The organism is Anaerotignum propionicum, from assembly GCF_024461735.1.
GTDB lineage: Bacteria > Bacillota > Clostridia > Lachnospirales > Anaerotignaceae > Chakrabartyella.
This window is the reverse complement of the sequence record NZ_JANGAD010000001.1, coordinates 322400-337809: the sequence shown is the minus strand read 5'-3', so window position 1 is coordinate 337809 and position 15410 is coordinate 322400. Positions and strand designations below refer to the sequence as shown.

General features: G+C 38.9%; 20 protein-coding genes. All 20 read right to left on the bottom strand.

Annotated features, from left to right (window positions below; all coding sequences use genetic code 11):
* Positions 1 to 2: 2 nt before the first annotated feature.
* Positions 3 to 194, bottom strand: coding sequence for a hypothetical protein (locus NE558_RS01780; protein ID WP_256148197.1), 192 nt, complete (start codon positions 192 to 194; stop codon positions 3 to 5).
* Entirely contained in the window at positions 187 to 732 is a 546-nt protein-coding gene (locus NE558_RS01775; RefSeq protein ID WP_256148196.1) for a putative phage tail protein, read from the bottom strand. Before NE558_RS01775 ends, NE558_RS01780 begins: the two co-directional genes overlap by 8 nt.
* Entirely contained in the window at positions 725 to 1786 is a 1062-nt protein-coding gene (locus NE558_RS01770) for a baseplate J/gp47 family protein (protein WP_256148195.1), read from the bottom strand. The genes NE558_RS01775 and NE558_RS01770 overlap by 8 nt, the downstream gene beginning before the upstream one ends.
* Positions 1779 to 2180 (bottom strand): DUF2634 domain-containing protein, encoded by a 402-nt coding sequence (locus tag NE558_RS01765; protein ID WP_256148194.1) that lies wholly within the window; start codon positions 2178 to 2180, stop codon positions 1779 to 1781. The genes NE558_RS01770 and NE558_RS01765 overlap by 8 nt, the downstream gene beginning before the upstream one ends.
* On the bottom strand, positions 2177 to 2587 hold the full coding sequence (locus tag NE558_RS01760; RefSeq protein WP_256148193.1) for a DUF2577 domain-containing protein: 411 nt from the start codon (positions 2585 to 2587) through the stop codon (positions 2177 to 2179). The genes NE558_RS01765 and NE558_RS01760 overlap by 4 nt, the downstream gene beginning before the upstream one ends.
* Positions 2580 to 3533: an XkdQ/YqbQ family protein gene (locus NE558_RS01755; protein WP_256148353.1), complete on the bottom strand. Its 954-nt coding sequence runs from the start codon at positions 3531 to 3533 to the stop codon at positions 2580 to 2582. Before NE558_RS01755 ends, NE558_RS01760 begins: the two co-directional genes overlap by 8 nt.
* Positions 3526 to 4185, bottom strand: coding sequence for a LysM peptidoglycan-binding domain-containing protein (locus NE558_RS01750; RefSeq protein ID WP_330643355.1), 660 nt, complete (start codon positions 4183 to 4185; stop codon positions 3526 to 3528). Before NE558_RS01750 ends, NE558_RS01755 begins: the two co-directional genes overlap by 8 nt.
* Positions 4178 to 5842, bottom strand: coding sequence for a hypothetical protein (locus tag NE558_RS01745; RefSeq protein WP_256148191.1), 1665 nt, complete (start codon positions 5840 to 5842; stop codon positions 4178 to 4180). The genes NE558_RS01750 and NE558_RS01745 overlap by 8 nt, the downstream gene beginning before the upstream one ends.
* A gap of 276 nt (positions 5843 to 6118) precedes the next feature.
* The gene (locus NE558_RS01740) at positions 6119 to 6538 is read right to left on the bottom strand and encodes a phage tail assembly chaperone (RefSeq protein ID WP_256148190.1); all 420 of its coding nucleotides are present in this window, start codon (positions 6536 to 6538) and stop codon (positions 6119 to 6121) included.
* Positions 6539 to 6557: 19 nt separating this feature from the next.
* Positions 6558 to 7028 (bottom strand): phage tail tube protein, encoded by a 471-nt coding sequence (locus NE558_RS01735; RefSeq protein ID WP_066048144.1) that lies wholly within the window; start codon positions 7026 to 7028, stop codon positions 6558 to 6560.
* Positions 7029 to 7044: 16 nt separating this feature from the next.
* Complete coding sequence (locus tag NE558_RS01730) at positions 7045 to 8343, bottom strand: phage tail sheath family protein (RefSeq protein WP_256148189.1); 1299 nt, start codon at positions 8341 to 8343, stop codon at positions 7045 to 7047.
* On the bottom strand, positions 8344 to 8532 hold the full coding sequence (locus tag NE558_RS01725) for a hypothetical protein (protein WP_256148188.1): 189 nt from the start codon (positions 8530 to 8532) through the stop codon (positions 8344 to 8346).
* Complete coding sequence (locus NE558_RS01720) at positions 8504 to 8929, bottom strand: phage tail terminator family protein (protein WP_256148187.1); 426 nt, start codon at positions 8927 to 8929, stop codon at positions 8504 to 8506. The genes NE558_RS01725 and NE558_RS01720 overlap by 29 nt, the downstream gene beginning before the upstream one ends.
* Positions 8926 to 9339, bottom strand: a complete 414-nt coding sequence (locus NE558_RS01715; RefSeq protein ID WP_256148186.1) for an HK97 gp10 family phage protein — start codon at positions 9337 to 9339, stop codon at positions 8926 to 8928. Before NE558_RS01715 ends, NE558_RS01720 begins: the two co-directional genes overlap by 4 nt.
* Positions 9340 to 9823: 484 nt before the next feature.
* The gene (locus tag NE558_RS01710) at positions 9824 to 10477 is read right to left on the bottom strand and encodes a hypothetical protein (protein WP_256148185.1); all 654 of its coding nucleotides are present in this window, start codon (positions 10475 to 10477) and stop codon (positions 9824 to 9826) included.
* Positions 10478 to 10538: 61 nt separating this feature from the next.
* Entirely contained in the window at positions 10539 to 11105 is a 567-nt protein-coding gene (locus NE558_RS01705; protein ID WP_256148184.1) for a hypothetical protein, read from the bottom strand.
* Between the two features lie 2 nt (positions 11106 to 11107).
* Positions 11108 to 11812: a hypothetical protein gene (locus NE558_RS01700; RefSeq protein ID WP_256148183.1), complete on the bottom strand. Its 705-nt coding sequence runs from the start codon at positions 11810 to 11812 to the stop codon at positions 11108 to 11110.
* A 14-nt stretch (positions 11813 to 11826) separates the two neighbouring features.
* Entirely contained in the window at positions 11827 to 13131 is a 1305-nt protein-coding gene (locus NE558_RS01695) for an SPFH domain-containing protein (protein WP_256148182.1), read from the bottom strand.
* Between the two features lie 543 nt (positions 13132 to 13674).
* Entirely contained in the window at positions 13675 to 14433 is a 759-nt protein-coding gene (locus tag NE558_RS01690) for an ABC transporter ATP-binding protein (protein ID WP_256148181.1), read from the bottom strand.
* Complete coding sequence (locus NE558_RS01685; protein WP_256148180.1) at positions 14423 to 15409, bottom strand: FecCD family ABC transporter permease; 987 nt, start codon at positions 15407 to 15409, stop codon at positions 14423 to 14425. Before NE558_RS01685 ends, NE558_RS01690 begins: the two co-directional genes overlap by 11 nt.
* Between the last annotated feature and the right edge of the window lies 1 nt (position 15410).

Below are 15410 nucleotides of genomic sequence, written 5' to 3'. Positions count from 1 at the left end.
GTCTACACCTCCTCTAAAAATAACCCGCCTACATCCATTCCCCATTTAAACTTCTCTCCTGAGGGAGAAATAATATATTTTGCCCCTGCCAAAGCTACATCAATTTTATCCATGTTCTTATTCTGCACTTCTACATTATAAAAATCACTCTGGGCAGGCTTTTCCAGATTATAATTTGCCGTAAAATCAGCCATTTCCAAATGCCTCCTCTCTTAAACCATCATGGGTGTATACCCTCATTGCCCCATGGGTCAACTGCCGTAGTTCTTGATGTTGGTTATACAGCAATTCCACGGTCAACAGCATATTCATAGGCACAATCCGCTCCAGCATTTCCTCCACGGCTTCAAAATTCTTTTTGTTTGTCAGCTCCAGCTTTGTTTTTAGGCTGAAAGCACCATAATCGATTTCCAGCCGATACCCCTTTTCCCCACAAAGAATGGAAAGCTGACTTTGAAGCGTCCGTAATGTATAAGGCAAATTCTCGTTATACCTTGCCATTAACCGAAACTTTCTCTCTTCTAAAGTCTCCGTGGCCTTAGGGGTAATTTTTAGCATCCGTTCTCGCCTTGCCACCCCGGTTTTGGTAGCCGTATCAATAAATTGGTTATCCAAAACCTGTTCCAACTCATCCCATAAAAAAAGAAGCTCAGGATTCTCAGCTATTGCCAGCTTTTGAAACTCCTTCACCTCTTTCAATAGGTCAGGAAAATAACTCTGTATTTCAGCCATGGAACTCACCCCTTATGGGAATGCAATTTTCATCCAGCATCAGGTTTTTTGCTTCTCCGTTAATGGTTGTATTCCCAATATCCAAAATCCCATCCATATCCAACAATCTGGATTCAATCTGAGAAATTCGTACTACAAGATTTCCGCTATCTGCCCAACCTTTACTTAATTCCATAAAATATAGGTCTATAATCTCCTCGATATAAGGTTTACACTCTAACAAGCTCCATCCACTTTCATAAGTAATGGTACTAGCAATAGCAATAGGAGTTTCCGTCACCCCTTCGATGGTCACCACATGGTCAATGGGGGCAATGCCTAAGCCGCCCCCTGCATTCTGGGTAGGGTCAACGGTAGTCTGCACATCCTCTATCAGACTCTTACTAGGCTTCTGATACTGAGAATTCAGCACAACACATTTCACAGTTCCACCGCCATTCCATGCACGATATACCTTACAGCCCCCCACGCCGGATATAGCATTTATTTTTTCTAGATAATCAGCTCGATTTCCTCCAAATGCCTGCCTATCAAAGCTATTTAAGTACCGCTTTCTCAGACTTTGTGTGCTTTCTGCATCTTCCCCAGGGGTCAACACCTCCACCAATTCTGCCTTAGTCAACCCTTGGATATATTGTATGGGAATCAGCGTACCCAAGTTATGATTTGCATCACTTCCAACCGTTTCGCAGATGACTTTGTAGGTAAAGGCCTGGGAAGATATTGCCTCAGTCACCTGGTAGTTAAAATCTCCTAAATTAAACCGACCGCCTACGGGAACGACACAATTAAAAACTGCCTTTCCAATTGCTTTTGTGGCTTCATAGGGTGTTATCCCTCTTTCCTTTGCTCTAAGAATCAAATATTCCCTACTTGCCGTATCCGCAAAAGTTTCATTCAGAACAATATCAAGGTCAATATACATCTGGCAAAGCTCCGCCGCCGCAGGAGCAAGAGCATCATAAATAATACTCCCTTCCCGCTTATCTATATCAGAGGAAACCCGATTCAGCATACGATCTAATACCGTCTCAAACGTCATATCTTCATACATTTAAGTTCACCTCACTTTCAAAAACCCCCACTGTTGATTCCACCGTAAAAGTCACATGAAGGGTATTCCTTGTCTTCTCAAAAGAGAAATCCCGAACCTTTTTAATGCGATCATCCTGTAACAAAGCCTCTTCAATCCTTCTTTTCACCTCAGGATAAATTGTGGTCATCTGTTTTCCAAACAGCTCATTAAGCTCTGAACCATAATTCCAAGAATAAATCATCCAAGCATACCTTTCCGTAAGCAGCACCTTATACACAGCCTGCTTCACTGCCTCCACCCCATCACAGTATCCAATAATCCGATTGTTTTCTCTGTCCAAACGATAGGTTTTTGAGGGTATTGACAGCCTTACAAAGGTACTTGCCAATTCTTCGTTTACTTTGGGTGTCATAATGTGCCACCTCCTACTATATCAAGTACAATAAATTTTTGTCCGCCATGGGCCCGTAACAAAATAACATAATCCCCAACCTTTAACTTATTATGGATGGTAAAGCTCTTTGTTCCCACATATGCATGATTATGCGTATGGGGTTGGGTTGTTCTAGTGATGCTATCATCCTGATAGGTATGGCTGTGCGTATGGGTTTCTGTGGTGTGGTTCACCGTCATATCGACCGAATAATCTACCACCGCCTTTGTTAGAATCAAAAAGGACTCCGTCAAAGTAATCTTGGAGTCCAATTTAATCTTAAGAGGTGCCGCAGAAACTACCTCTCCTATAATAATATCCATAGGCTTAGAGGAATCCATCTGATCCTTTGCCGCCTTTTTAATCAACTGCGCCAACTCAGACAAGAATATCTCCTCCTCTCAAAGTAAGATCCATCAAATGCATATCCTCTCGAAAGGTATGGGTAACCTTCTCGCAGACAAAGTAATGGTTTACATTAATGTCTCCCAGCTTTAACGCTACCTGTAGGCTGCATCCAGCACGGACATTGGGTGAGCCGAAGGCATTTTTGATGCTTAGAGTTCTTGTTTTACGGTTGTAAAGGTCTAAAAGTGCATTTGCCTTCTCCTTTACTCCCACTTCAGTTTTTGATTTTTCATAATACTGCAAAACGCCCCATTTTTTAATATTTTCCTCGTCCTGAACCACGACACCATCTTGAATTCCTTTTTTCTCCTTGCTATCAAAAGCTATCTTAATCTGGTTATAAGTTTCCCCGTCAATACTGCTGACATAATCAAAATTCTCCGCTGTTTTCTCATCCAGTAAAATATCCAGCTTCATATCCTCAATATTTTTTAGTGCCAACTTGCCAAAATCGTCATACAAAACATAGAGTTTTTTGGTATTCATCAATGTCGTATCCAATACTTCTTGAATCATATCAAATAAGGTTTTATTATCCAGAACCCCTTTTTCAATGATGTATTGAGTATCCGCAATTTCGCCCCTCTTTAGTGAAAAATACTTTACAACCCTGTCAATAAATTCCGTTGCAGTTAACTTCTCAAAAATAAAGCTGTCCTTATTTTTCAAATATCTCAATTGGTCATAAGCAGTTACACTAATTATTTCACCTTTACTCCTTTTTTTCTGAAAAACATAGCCTAAAAAAACTGGAGTTTCATCAACACAAAGCTTTACTAAATTCCCTTCATGAAAATTTAATTCGCCCTCTTTTACAACATCAAAAGTTAAGCTTCCTGGTACACCCGCTCGCTCTGTTGACCATTTGATGTCCCCTGCAACAATAGGTGTATATTCCTTGTCGCCGTTTACAATTTTAAGCATTACCAAGCTGAATCACCTGCCCCGGATAAATTAGATTGGGATTGGAAATGCCATTTTGTTTTGCGATTTCCTTAAACTTTGCACCATCCCCCAATTGTGCCTTGCAAATTTTCCAAAGACTATCCCCATTTTTTACTGTATATACATTATTTTTCTTCTTTTCGCTCTTACGCTCTGTTACTTCTTTTACTACAACACCATCCTCTGTCGCCTGCACAGGTTTAACCTGGGTGCTTTTATGCTTATTAAATTTCTTTAGTGTTACATTAGCAATGAAATCCAGACCGTTGCCTGTATCCTCTGTAATCGTATAATCCTCCAATGTTACTGTCTCACTAGTTTGAAATTCTGTTTTCCCATTGGGCAGTTGTCGTTGGATATCTAATTGAAACCACTTTCTATCTTTTTTCATCAATTCTAGTGCGTCAATATACATCTGTGCAGTTTGAAACCCTTCAGGATAATAGGCAAAGGGGTACTTCACATGGGGAATCAAAAACTCAAAGTTAAATTCTGTTAGTCCCGGTGTTCTAATAAAATTGATTTCACTTCCATCAATCAATTCCATTGTTTTGTTGTTATTTTTTGTCTTCATAGTGATTTTACTTGGAGCTACAGGAAGGGAGATATTCCCAAAACTAACCTTATACAATGGCATGCACCTCCTCTGCTTGGGTAAAGATTGCCTCACGGAGCACATCTGTGAACTTATTCATTACACCGTCAATATCCATATCAGAATTTATTGTTGCTTCATTTTTAAAATCCACACTGACCTGTGCCGTGGTAAAACGATTGATGGCATCTCTTTCGGAAATATCTCGGAGATACCGTATATCCTCCTGTGAAATTTCCATGTTATCTGTCATCGCCCCTGTATTTGCGGCAGTATTTGCCGTGTTTTGTAAAAGCTGATCCATACCGCCGTCCCCAGCTTTGTCGCCACTAAAAACCCCCACAACTGTATTCTGTAATCGTTCTCCTTTGTTATACCCACTATTGAATGCATTACCATAATCCTTATATTCAAGTGTCTGCATTACATCTTCAAAACCAGCTTTATCTTTTATATCTTGAGATTTTTTCTCTAGCTCATTTAAAAGACTGTCTAAGTTACTGGTAATATCCAATTCCAATCCAGGGATTTTATTCAATAGAGCCTCAATTCCTTCTGCAATTTTACGAATGAAACCAATAACAGTAATAGCTAAGTCGTAAAATAACGTTTTAATTGCCGCAATTGGATCTTGAAAAACATTATATAAAAAGTTCACAAAAATTGCGACAATATTCCAGATAAATGCAAAAATATTAAATATACCTGCTCCCAGTACTGCAAAAGCACCAAAAATAATCCCTGTAGCAGAAATACTCGTCTCTGCAAATTTGTTAATTACCGCAATAGCAATATAAAAAATTAACAATAGCCAAGTTAAGGGGCAAGTTAAAATTGCCGAATTAAGCCCAACCTGTGCCGCTGTCTGCTCTTGCACTGAGGTTGTCCACATCTTATTAAAGGCTGCTCCAATTACTGTGGCAGCTGCTTGAAGCACTTGAATCACCTTACCTGCATCCATAGCAAGATTGTACAAATTCATTGCTGCCGCCGCTCCCGTCACAACAGGTGCAAAGCTGCTCCAGCTATTTGCTAAAAGATCAGTCACCTTTATGGCTTCAACTTGTTCTCCCGTCACACCAGACCAAACAGAACCTAAGACTTGGGAAAGCCCGCTGAATTTCGAATCTATTTCATCCGCGGCGGCGAACATTGAATTTTTCATCTCATCGGTGGAAGTATAGCCTTGAGGTATTACACTGCTTAATGTTTCAACAGCCGCATTGACTTTATTGTTGTTTGTCTGCTTTGCTTTTTCTTCAGGAAATTCTGCACCTGTCCCAAGGCTCAAATTTCCTGTGCTGTCCTCTACACCAGATGAAATATTAGAGCTTCCAAGCGTTTTCTGTCCCATAGAGGAAATATCTGCTCCATTACTATCTAGTATACCGCTAGCCTTTTCTTGATTGGAAAATATACCGTCCGATATCTCCCCACTTGCACTTATTGTTTTGTTAAATTTTTTCTGTTGTTCCCCCGCCGCTTTGATAGATTCTTGTATTTGCTGAAATGATGACTTTGTCATATTCAACTCTTCCCTGCCTTCTCTCAAAGAATCGGTATCAATGCAATTGGAGGATGCCCGTTCTAGGGCTTCAAAACCAAGAACTGCTCGATTTAAAGCATTTGCAATGTCCAATAGCCCTGGCGTGGCCCCATCAAACAATTGAATCGAGGTTTTAATCGTTCCCATTTTTCTCACCTTCTTTCCAAACAATAGAAAAGCACTCAGCAAATGCCGAATGCTTTCTATTTAACTATTTTATTTCCCAAGAAATTTTAGTAAATTAATCTGATTACTTTTTCTTCATTTTTTTGGATTCTCTCTTTTCTTTCTCTGCTTTTAACTGTATGGAAGCAATCACAAAAGCCTTTTCTTCTCTTGGAAGTTTTAAAAAATGTGAGGGTAATAGGTGCAGCTGATGCAGGCAGTAATATGCATAGTTGCTTTCCCCATCGCCCCCGTCAATTAGTTTTTTGCCTCTTCCACCAATTCATCCATGGAGGAATCATATCCATTTAGCTCTTGAACCTTGGAAACGTATTGGGTATACTCCCCTGCATGAAGCATGGTCTTCAACAAATTGTCCGCTCCCATCACACCATATCCATTTTGCAACTCAACGTCGTTCAAGTTGGGATAAACAGTACAAGAAACCGCCAATAAACCCAAATATTTGTTTAAATCTGTTTCCTGGCTAAACTGACCTTTTCTTCCGGCAATGGGCATCCTTTTGGTGCAGGCTTTGCGGATTGCCTCATCCTCATCTGCCGTAATGGTTCTCAATTCCCATTCCACAGGCTTTCCGTCCTCACCAATAAAACGCTTGCTGGCTACAATCTTGCAGGCTTCTTCCTTAACAGGATTCAAAAATGCTGATAAACTCATATATCATTCCTCCTCTTTTTTACATTCCGCTTAGCATTTGAAATGTTTCAGGCATTTCAAAGCTTTCATATGTGAACTCCATTTCCTCGTCTAAGTATTCGCCGTCAGCGTCAAACTTGGCAATCACCATACTATCAATGTTACAATCACGAAGGATAATTGTCTGTCGGCCAACGTTAGAGGTAGGGTCTTCGTTGGTGATCTGCATATCAAAGTAAACATCCTCTCCAGTATCTTGATAACGCTTCATCAATTCACGGAAAATAGATGTGTTATAGTGGAAGGTGGCACTGCCTGTACCATTTGCCCCCACTGCCTTATGTCCCTTGTTCATTCTACCTAAAATAGGAACTTCCGCCTTTGTCTTCTCCATTTTTGCCTCTACGGAAATGGCACTCATGAAGTTGTAACGGTTCCCTTCAATGGTAATGAAGCACTCTGCTTTTTTTGCAGAAATAGCATCTTTGCTTAGCATTGTAATATTACTCATCTCTCTGCCCCCTCTCTTATTCAACAACAACAGTCATATACAGTTTCGTCATGGCGCAAACTGGTGTCACGGGATTCACCACAACCACGGATTTTTTATCATTGCCCTTTTTTACAATCAATTCATCAGAAACAAAGTTTTCAATTGCCTGAATTTGTTCCATCTGCTTATTGTAAGAAACCAACTCGCTCCAAAAAGCGATTCTGCCCGATTCATTGTTCTGTACTTTCCCCATATAACGGGTATTAAAAAGTACAGCAATATCATTGCCGATTTGGTCAATGACTCTGATAACCTGATTACTTGTAAAATCTTCGTTTTTATCTGTGGTAACGGAAACAAAGCTGTTAATATCGTCTAATACCCTCACCTCATCACCGATTTTATGGAATACAAATTCACCTGCATCCAATGCCGTTGCATATTGGCTCTGTTTGTAGGCAGTATCTACCAAAAACTCGCCGTCGTACTCCTTATTGGCAATAGATTTATTTACAGCACAGCCTGCGGATGCTCCTGTCAGCCAATAAACAAGACTAGTCTCTTCACCATCTGTCACCTTGTTTTTCAAATTGATGATGCCTTCATAATCTGCCGCCTTGTTAAACATAACAGTCTGAAATTTAATACCCATTTCATCTCTTAAACGCTTGGTAAAGGCAACAAAAAGTCCTTTGATGCTCTCTTCCTTGGAGAGACAACCCAATGTATTAAAGTTATAGGCTTCCGCCTTATCCAAAAACACCTGATAAGATGCACCAGTTGTTTGACCATTTGTACCGCCTGCCAATGGAGTTGCCGCTGTTTCCTCTAAAATGCCATCCTTTTTAAAAACAACGAAATCATTGTCCTTTAATTCTGTCGCCTCAGCCACAGTCTGAATATCTACTTTTGTGTTTTCCAATAACGTAACCACATCAAATTTTGTGGGCTCGTCCACATTGGCAGAAATCACAATTTTAATGTCATTGCCACGAATGCCACTATAACGTGCTGTTGCAAAGGGGCTTACCGCCTTATTGCCGCTGTTTAAGCGATAAGCGTATAATGTTTTGGCATTGCAAAATAAATCTCGCAGCCCCTTGAGCTTTTCATGGCTGTAATCGTAACCAAGAATTTTTAAAGATTCTTTTTGGAAATCTCCATTCTCAATGGTGAACATTTCACCATCAACACCCCAGTCCAATTCTAAAGCCATTGCTGCATACCCTCTGTCCGAGAGTGTGGCAGAAGCTCTTGCCGCAGAAATAAAGTTAATGTATGCCCCCGGAAGGGTCTTGTTTTGTACCAAATATGTACCGCCGCCTAATCCCATTTATTTCACCTTTCCTTTCTGAAATTCATCAATTGTGTTGTCAATCTCCATAGAGGTATATAACTTATCGTCCGCCAATATCGCAAAAAGTAAATCGCCGTGGGATCTGTATTTCTGACTTTGCAAAATTGCCTCCTTGGAAAAATATTTTTCCTCTTTTTTATTTTCCTGCTTCCCTTGTTTTGCCATACACCGTCACCTCTTCCATAAAATCTACTGCATCCTGCTGTCGCATCATAGGTATGTTATAATCCATTACAAAATGTAACACACCGTTGTCAACTCTATAATTGCCATTGCGCCCCTGCATCAAATCCTCCTCTAGGGAGATTACATCTAAAAGTTCCCTCAGCTTTTCTGCCACTCCCCAGCACTCGTTATTGCCACTGCCTGAGAAATATTGCACCTCAAAGGAGGTGTTAAGAATAAATCTGTCTCCAAGCTTTGCATTGCGGCTTTGGCTTATACAAAGAATAAAGAAACAAGGGGAAACTCGCTCTGTTGCCTCAGTAAATATTTTGTAGGTAGTTTCAGGGAATTCCTTTCGTATAGCTTGTTCAATCCCTGTCATCAATTTGGAAATCATGGGATACTCCTCCTTAAAACTTCCATCAGCTTTTCTTCTATTGCCTTGTCAGCATCTTGTCGCAGCTCCTCTTCCGAAAGATGTAGCATAAAGCGTCCGGGTATTAAAGTCTTTCCGTCCTGCGCTAAATACCCCCATTCAACGGAATTGGCATAAATGCAGCTATTGTATACCTCAATGCTGTAGGCTCCGCCTTCGTAACGCACGTCGCCAATGCCCCAACCTGCTCTTATCCCAGGGGAATCCTTAGGGTCTGTGGGGGTGCGCTTTAACGCCTTTAGTACTAGTCTGGTGGCCATCTCTCTTACCAATTTCTCTTGAAACTCGGGAAATTCCTCCTTAGAGAGCTTGTTCACTTCATCTCGTAGTTTGGTCAACTGTTTATAGTCTACCTTAGCCAATCTTGCCATTTCGCCCACCTAACCTTTGAAATATACCTTCCCTCCACCTTCTGTTCTTCATTTTCCTTGAAAAATCCCCTCCCTTATTGAATTTTGGAACAAGTATCTGTGCAGGCCTGTCCACAGAAACAAGATATCAATAAACAATGCTCTCTTTTGATTTATATTTTTATAAATATTACATCGTCGGTATATAAAATGCCCATATGAGCTTGTTTGCAAATATCTATGGTAGAATAATATCATTAATGTATGTCCCCTTAGTTACCCTTTTTGCTAATATTTGTAAAGTAATCTCGAACATTTGCAATCACACCTTAAATCAAGGGCTATTATTTCTCCGTTTTCCCTGCCTTAAAACTTTTTTAAAGCTTGCTTTTCTAATTGTTTATTGATTTTGCCAGAACAAATAGCAAAAAAATAAACCGTTTGCAAATTTGCAAACAGTCTATTTTAATGAGGTTTCTTGCCTCAATTTAAATCAAATTTTCATCTATATATATTCATAGGCAAGAGGTGAGCCACAGTATTCACACTCATAGTTATTTCCTGTGATACTATTCATACCACCACAATTGGAGCATTTCACTGTCCTAGATTTAAGTTTTTCAGGTTCTTCTTTCATCTGTGTTTTGTTTTTATAGTCAATAACCCATTTTTTAATATATGGAGATATAACACAATTTGTTGACTCATCAATATAGCTGTTAGGCAATGCACCACATCGAATCAATTCTACAATATCCATATAAGCTTTATCATAGGTAAACCCTAAGGATGCTGCAATGTCCCTTATTGACCCATCATTGCTATTCTTAATACATGTGAGATATTTTGAAAACAGCATCCCTCTTTGTTTGTACTTTCTTCCGTGACGAACCAGAGCAAAGCCACCCCCACAGCAAAAAGCCACTCCACTGAGTATTGAACCAACACCACTGTTTGCGGCACTATCAGATAGGCAACTAAACAAGTATAAAATACCAGACACAAATAGTATCCAACCAACGATTATTGTATTATTTCCATTGGATGTATAGTTAAATGGATCTTTATGAAGCTTAACTAACATAACAATAATCCCTGCTGGTAAAAAAAGAATTAAAAGTACGATAATAAATGCCCATCTTGCTCCCTTACTTTTCATTACTTTGCCTCACTTTCATTGTTGATTAAAATGTTAAGCATTGCCCAATTTATTTAAATGCTTACCCCTGAAGCAAAGAGCCACAGTATTCACACTCTGCCGATTGTCCTTTGGGAATGGCGTTTACACCGCCGCAACCTTTACAACACACTGTAACAATTCCTTGAGAGACTCCTGTAAAGGCGCTCACATCCCCTGCAGTGGATGCAACGCCCTTTGTCTCTCCTTGTTTATATAAAACAATACAATTTTTCCTTTTATCTATATATGCATTTGAGAAATATTTTTTTTCTATCATCTTATTCAAATTCACTGAGATCACATCTTCTGAAGTACCCATGGCATTAGCTAAGTTTAAAATAGATCCGGTAGGATCATCCGATAGTGCGGATACATATTTCTTAAAATCAGTGTTTAATTTATGTCTCTTTCTGCTATAGTAAATTAACAGAATACATAAACAGTCCACAACAAGGCAAAACGCAAGAAATCCATCAGAAGCTAGCTCTGCATCTGCAAACGACACCACAGTGCACAACCCAAACAAGAATAGAAATATAATTCCTGCAATAAATTGTATCTTTTCAATAATGATACTCATAACAATTGCCGACTTCGAATTTTTCATATCTAAATGATTCCTTCCTTAATGGTCTTAGATTGTATCTTTCTTTTTTCAATCAATTTGGCTAATTTGGTGCATCTTTCTTGAATTAATTTTGCTGACCTAAATATAGTTTCTTTTTCAAACTCTAACTCCAATTCAGAAATGATATCGTTTATCTCCTCATCCACTGATACCAAAGCAGAGACGTCAGTAAAGCGTAATGCCTCAGAAATCGTTTTCAAGTCAAGTCCATAACTCTCTTCCTCGCCCGCAGATACTGCAAGGGTATTAATTCGACTGATATACGAATTTATTTGTATAATATCATGCATTGTATTCTGATTGGCGGAACGAATAGCTTTACTCGCTGAATAAAGGGCAATCAGTAGAATTGCAGTGATCCCAGCCAATACTAGTTGAACGCTGATAAAGAATTTCCATTCAGGTTTAAATTTAATAAGAAAAAGAACTGATAATCCCCCACAAACAAAGGAATAAATTGTAAGTAGTGGGATAAAGGAAGCCTGTAACACCAGCTGCTGTGTCTGTGAACTGATTTTCTGTTGAAAAATCAAGCCTCCGAAAAATACAATTTCTGCCCAAATAAAAAACACTGCCGCAAGAGGCGTAAGACCGCCCCAATCATTGATACACAGTAGCAAAACAATAACAGAAATAACTACGGTGATAATGCCCGAAATGAGCAAAGCTTTACTGTATCTATTCATACATTTTCCCTCCTCTATAGCTTCTCGCCACATTCAGGGCAGAATTTTGGAGTACCTTCAATGGCCACATCACACTTCGGACATTTCTTCAAAAGTACCTGCCCACACTCAGGGCAAAATTTCGCTTTGGGAGAAATGGATGAACCACACCCCGGACAAGCTGTGGGTATTTCATATCCACATTCTGAACACACTTTGGCACTATCAGGCAAATCTATTCCGCAGTTGGGACAGGGGTTTATTTTTCTGCCACACTCAATGCAAAATTTGATGCTGTCTGAAAGAGGAGATCCACATTCAGAACAACATAATTTGCGTTGCTCTTCCTTTTTGCTTCCCGCTGTATTCGAATCAAAACCACAAATACCACAAAATCGTTGTTGTACTGGCATCTTCCCATGACACTCAGGGCATTCTTTTTCACTGGCATGGTTGGTAATTTGAATTTCTTCGGCCATTCCCCCAAATCCTGCGCCCACAGTTTTTCCCATACCCAATCCCATACCTAAGCCCATTCCCGCTCCCATAAGGGGAGCAGCTGTAGAATGTTGATTTTTGGCTGCACCTTCTAGTGTATTAAAAGAACGCTCCTGCTGATAGCTGTAGCCAATAATGTTCATTTCTGCTCTTTTTGATAGAGCATCTTTCAGCTTTCTCACTGCAGAATCCTCTTCTGGAACACTAATTTCATTGACATAGAAATTCACTAGTTGAATTCCAAATTCTTCCATAGTTGGTTGTATGTTTTCTTTCATAAATGCTGATAGCTCATCAATATATGCATTGATTTCCAATATGCTAATCTTATTATGTATTAAGTAAGTGGAAATTGCGTCCTTCACTTTTGCAACATAAATCCCTCTAAAATATTTGGTTACTGACATTTTATCAAATACCTGCATGGTACCAACCAATTTAACCAAGAATTTTTTAGAATCCACAATTTGAATGCCAAAAGTACCATTAGAGCGAACAGGGGCAAAAATTCCATATTTGGGGTCTTGAATTTGAATTGGTGTAGGCGTTCCCCACTTGATATCTAAATTGAATGCCTTATTGATATACCAGATCTCAGCAGTAAAAGGAGATCTTCCACCAAAGGGCAAGTTAATGATATTATTCAATAAAGGAATATTGGCGGTTTCTAGCGTGTGCCTTCCGCTCCCGAAAATATCCAACACTTTCCCGCTTTTAACAAAAACAGCTTCTTGTGATTCATTTACAATCAACTGTGTCCAGGTTCCTAACTCTTCACTAGGATATTTCCAAGCAAAAACGTCTGGTCCACCATTATATTTTATAACCTCTACAATTGCCATTTGTTATCTCACCTTTCTAATATCTACCTTCTAAAAATTATCCCTACTATATATATGAATCCAAACTTGTTTACTTTATTAATTAAATTAAGCTGCTCTATCATATTGTTTTATAAAATAACACCACGTGTTAATTTCAATTCTTCTTTATAACGATATCCACTCTTTTACTTGTATGCAAATGAACATTCTAATTCATAATTATACAATTTTTAACAAAATTTTTCAACTCATCTTTACGTATTCCTATAAAATAATCGTGTGAATCTACTCATCATGTACCTATAACATTACCCCTATTCGTTTCTGCTTAAAATAAAAAGAACCTCCTGTGCTATCGTAAATCGTGTCCAATAAGACACAATTACACAAGAGGTCTTCCCGTAATTCTTATTTCATCTTAAAAAGCAGTTTTTCTTAATCAATCATACCTATATTAATCTGGATTTTAACATCTTTACTCAAAGAACTCCTTATGACTAAAAATATTTATATAAATAATCGTCCAAATTCAAATTCGCACATTCTGCAACTATAAAGCATTTAAATTGTAAGAACAAAAATATTTCCATTCACATTCTCCACTCTTAAATCTACATCATACACTGTCTTTAATATTTTTTCCGTGGCAATATCTCTCGGGCTCCCTTGGGCAATAATTTTCCCATCCTTCATTGCAATAATTTCGTCGCTGTATTGGATTGCCTGATTAATATCATGGAGCACAACAAGCATTGTCATTCCCAGCTCTGAATTCAGCCGTTTCACCAGCTTTAATATCTCAATTTGATACCGAATATCCAAATATGTAGTAGGTTCATCTAAAAACAGTATCTTTGTATTTTGTGCCAGTGCCATGGCAATCCATACTCTTTGTCTCTGTCCACCAGATAAATCAGAGATCTGCCTGTCTTTCAACTCTGTTATACCGGTAACTTCCATGGCCCAATGAATGAATTTTTCATCCTGCTCCTTGTCTTTTTTGCCAAAACCACGGTGAGCAATTCTTCCGTAACCAATGAGCTTCTTCACAGTCAAATCATTAGGCGAAACATTGTATTGGTGTACAATAGAAACCTCCTTTGCAAACTGCTTTAGAGGAATTTCGTTTATGTTCTTTCCATCAAGAAAAATCTTTCCATGTTGTGCCCTTAAATTCTTTGTCATTACATGAAATAACGTTGATTTTCCACAGCCATTTGCTCCAATCAGTGTTGTTATTTTACCTTTTGGAATTTGTAAAGATATTTGATTTAATACTTTAATCTTTCCATAGGAAAAATCCAGCTCTCTAACCTCCATAGGTTCTGTCACTCCTTTTCAGCAGTACAATAAAGAACGGTCCGCCTATGACCGACATAATAATCGCAGCAGAAATTTCATAAGGATAGGCAATCAAACGACCCACAGTATCAGCCAAAAGCATAGTAAAGGCTCCAAAAAGCATTGAAAAAGGGATTAAAAATTTATGGTCACTCCCCACCATAAGCCTGCCAATATGAGGGACAATTAAACCTATAAAGCTAATCGAACCGGCAACTGCCGTAGTAATTGAAGCAAGCAGTACTGCAATTATAGAAATAGCGGCTCTTAAAGCATTCACATTCACCCCAAGGCTCCGAATGGTTTTATCCTCTAGTGCTAGAAGATTGCACCTTGTGGCTGCAAATATGGCAAGAATCAGTCCAAGGGTAACATATCCTGACAATAGACGTACATCCTTCCATGTTTTCATAGAGATATTTGCATTCACAATTGCCGCAGCACCTGAATAATTTTGCCCACTCATTGATCCAAAGGATTCCATGAGACCCGTAAAGACAGCATTGATAGCTACGCCCACCAAAATAATTCTAAGGGGTGAAAACCCCGCTTTCCACGAAAGAGAATATACCAATAAACAAGCAAGAATTCCTCCTAGAAAAGAAAACAACGGCGTAAAAAAGTACCACATAGGGAAAAAGGCCACAATTAATACGGAAACAAAGGCTGATCCTGCGGAAATGCCAATAATACCCGGGTCTGCCAATGGGTTTTTTAGCACTGCCTGAAAAAGCACCCCGGAAACTGCCAATCCAGCCCCTGTCACCATTGCAATAATTATCCTGGGAAATCTTAAATCATAAATGGTTGCCACTTTTTCGTTATATTCTATAAATAGTCCTCTAAAAAGTTCTCCATAGGTCACCTTGATGCTTCCTAGGTTGACCGACACAATAAAAAGTCCCAAAAGCAAAATCGTCAATATAAAAAAAGCAGATATTTTTCTTTTTTTCATT

Bases quoted from the DNA above. Each gene is read 5' to 3' on its own strand.
- NE558_RS01780 (WP_256148197.1), bottom strand. From the start codon at position 194: ATGGCTGATTTTACGGCAAATTATAATCTGGAAAAGCCTGCCCAGAGT.
- NE558_RS01775 (WP_256148196.1), bottom strand. From the start codon at position 732: ATGGCTGAAATACAGAGTTATTTTCCTGACCTATTGAAAGAGGTGAAG.
- NE558_RS01770 (WP_256148195.1), bottom strand. From the start codon at position 1,786: ATGTATGAAGATATGACGTTTGAGACGGTATTAGATCGTATGCTGAAT.
- NE558_RS01765 (WP_256148194.1), bottom strand. From the start codon at position 2,180: ATGACACCCAAAGTAAACGAAGAATTGGCAAGTACCTTTGTAAGGCTG.
- NE558_RS01755 (WP_256148353.1), bottom strand. From the start codon at position 3,533: ATGCTTAAAATTGTAAACGGCGACAAGGAATATACACCTATTGTTGCA.
- NE558_RS01745 (WP_256148191.1), bottom strand. From the start codon at position 5,842: ATGGGAACGATTAAAACCTCGATTCAATTGTTTGATGGGGCCACGCCA.
- NE558_RS01740 (WP_256148190.1), bottom strand. From the start codon at position 6,538: ATGAGTTTATCAGCATTTTTGAATCCTGTTAAGGAAGAAGCCTGCAAG.
- NE558_RS01735 (WP_066048144.1), bottom strand. From the start codon at position 7,028: ATGAGTAATATTACAATGCTAAGCAAAGATGCTATTTCTGCAAAAAAA.
- NE558_RS01730 (WP_256148189.1), bottom strand. From the start codon at position 8,343: ATGGGATTAGGCGGCGGTACATATTTGGTACAAAACAAGACCCTTCCG.
- NE558_RS01725 (WP_256148188.1), bottom strand. From the start codon at position 8,532: ATGGCAAAACAAGGGAAGCAGGAAAATAAAAAAGAGGAAAAATATTTT.
- NE558_RS01720 (WP_256148187.1), bottom strand. From the start codon at position 8,929: ATGATTTCCAAATTGATGACAGGGATTGAACAAGCTATACGAAAGGAA.
- NE558_RS01715 (WP_256148186.1), bottom strand. From the start codon at position 9,339: ATGGCAAGATTGGCTAAGGTAGACTATAAACAGTTGACCAAACTACGA.
- NE558_RS01710 (WP_256148185.1), bottom strand. From the start codon at position 10,477: ATGAAAAGTAAGGGAGCAAGATGGGCATTTATTATCGTACTTTTAATT.
- NE558_RS01705 (WP_256148184.1), bottom strand. From the start codon at position 11,105: ATGAAAAATTCGAAGTCGGCAATTGTTATGAGTATCATTATTGAAAAG.
- NE558_RS01700 (WP_256148183.1), bottom strand. From the start codon at position 11,812: ATGAATAGATACAGTAAAGCTTTGCTCATTTCGGGCATTATCACCGTA.
- NE558_RS01695 (WP_256148182.1), bottom strand. From the start codon at position 13,131: ATGGCAATTGTAGAGGTTATAAAATATAATGGTGGACCAGACGTTTTT.
- NE558_RS01690 (WP_256148181.1), bottom strand. From the start codon at position 14,433: ATGGAGGTTAGAGAGCTGGATTTTTCCTATGGAAAGATTAAAGTATTA.
- NE558_RS01685 (WP_256148180.1), bottom strand. From the start codon at position 15,409: ATGAAAAAAAGAAAAATATCTGCTTTTTTTATATTGACGATTTTGCTT.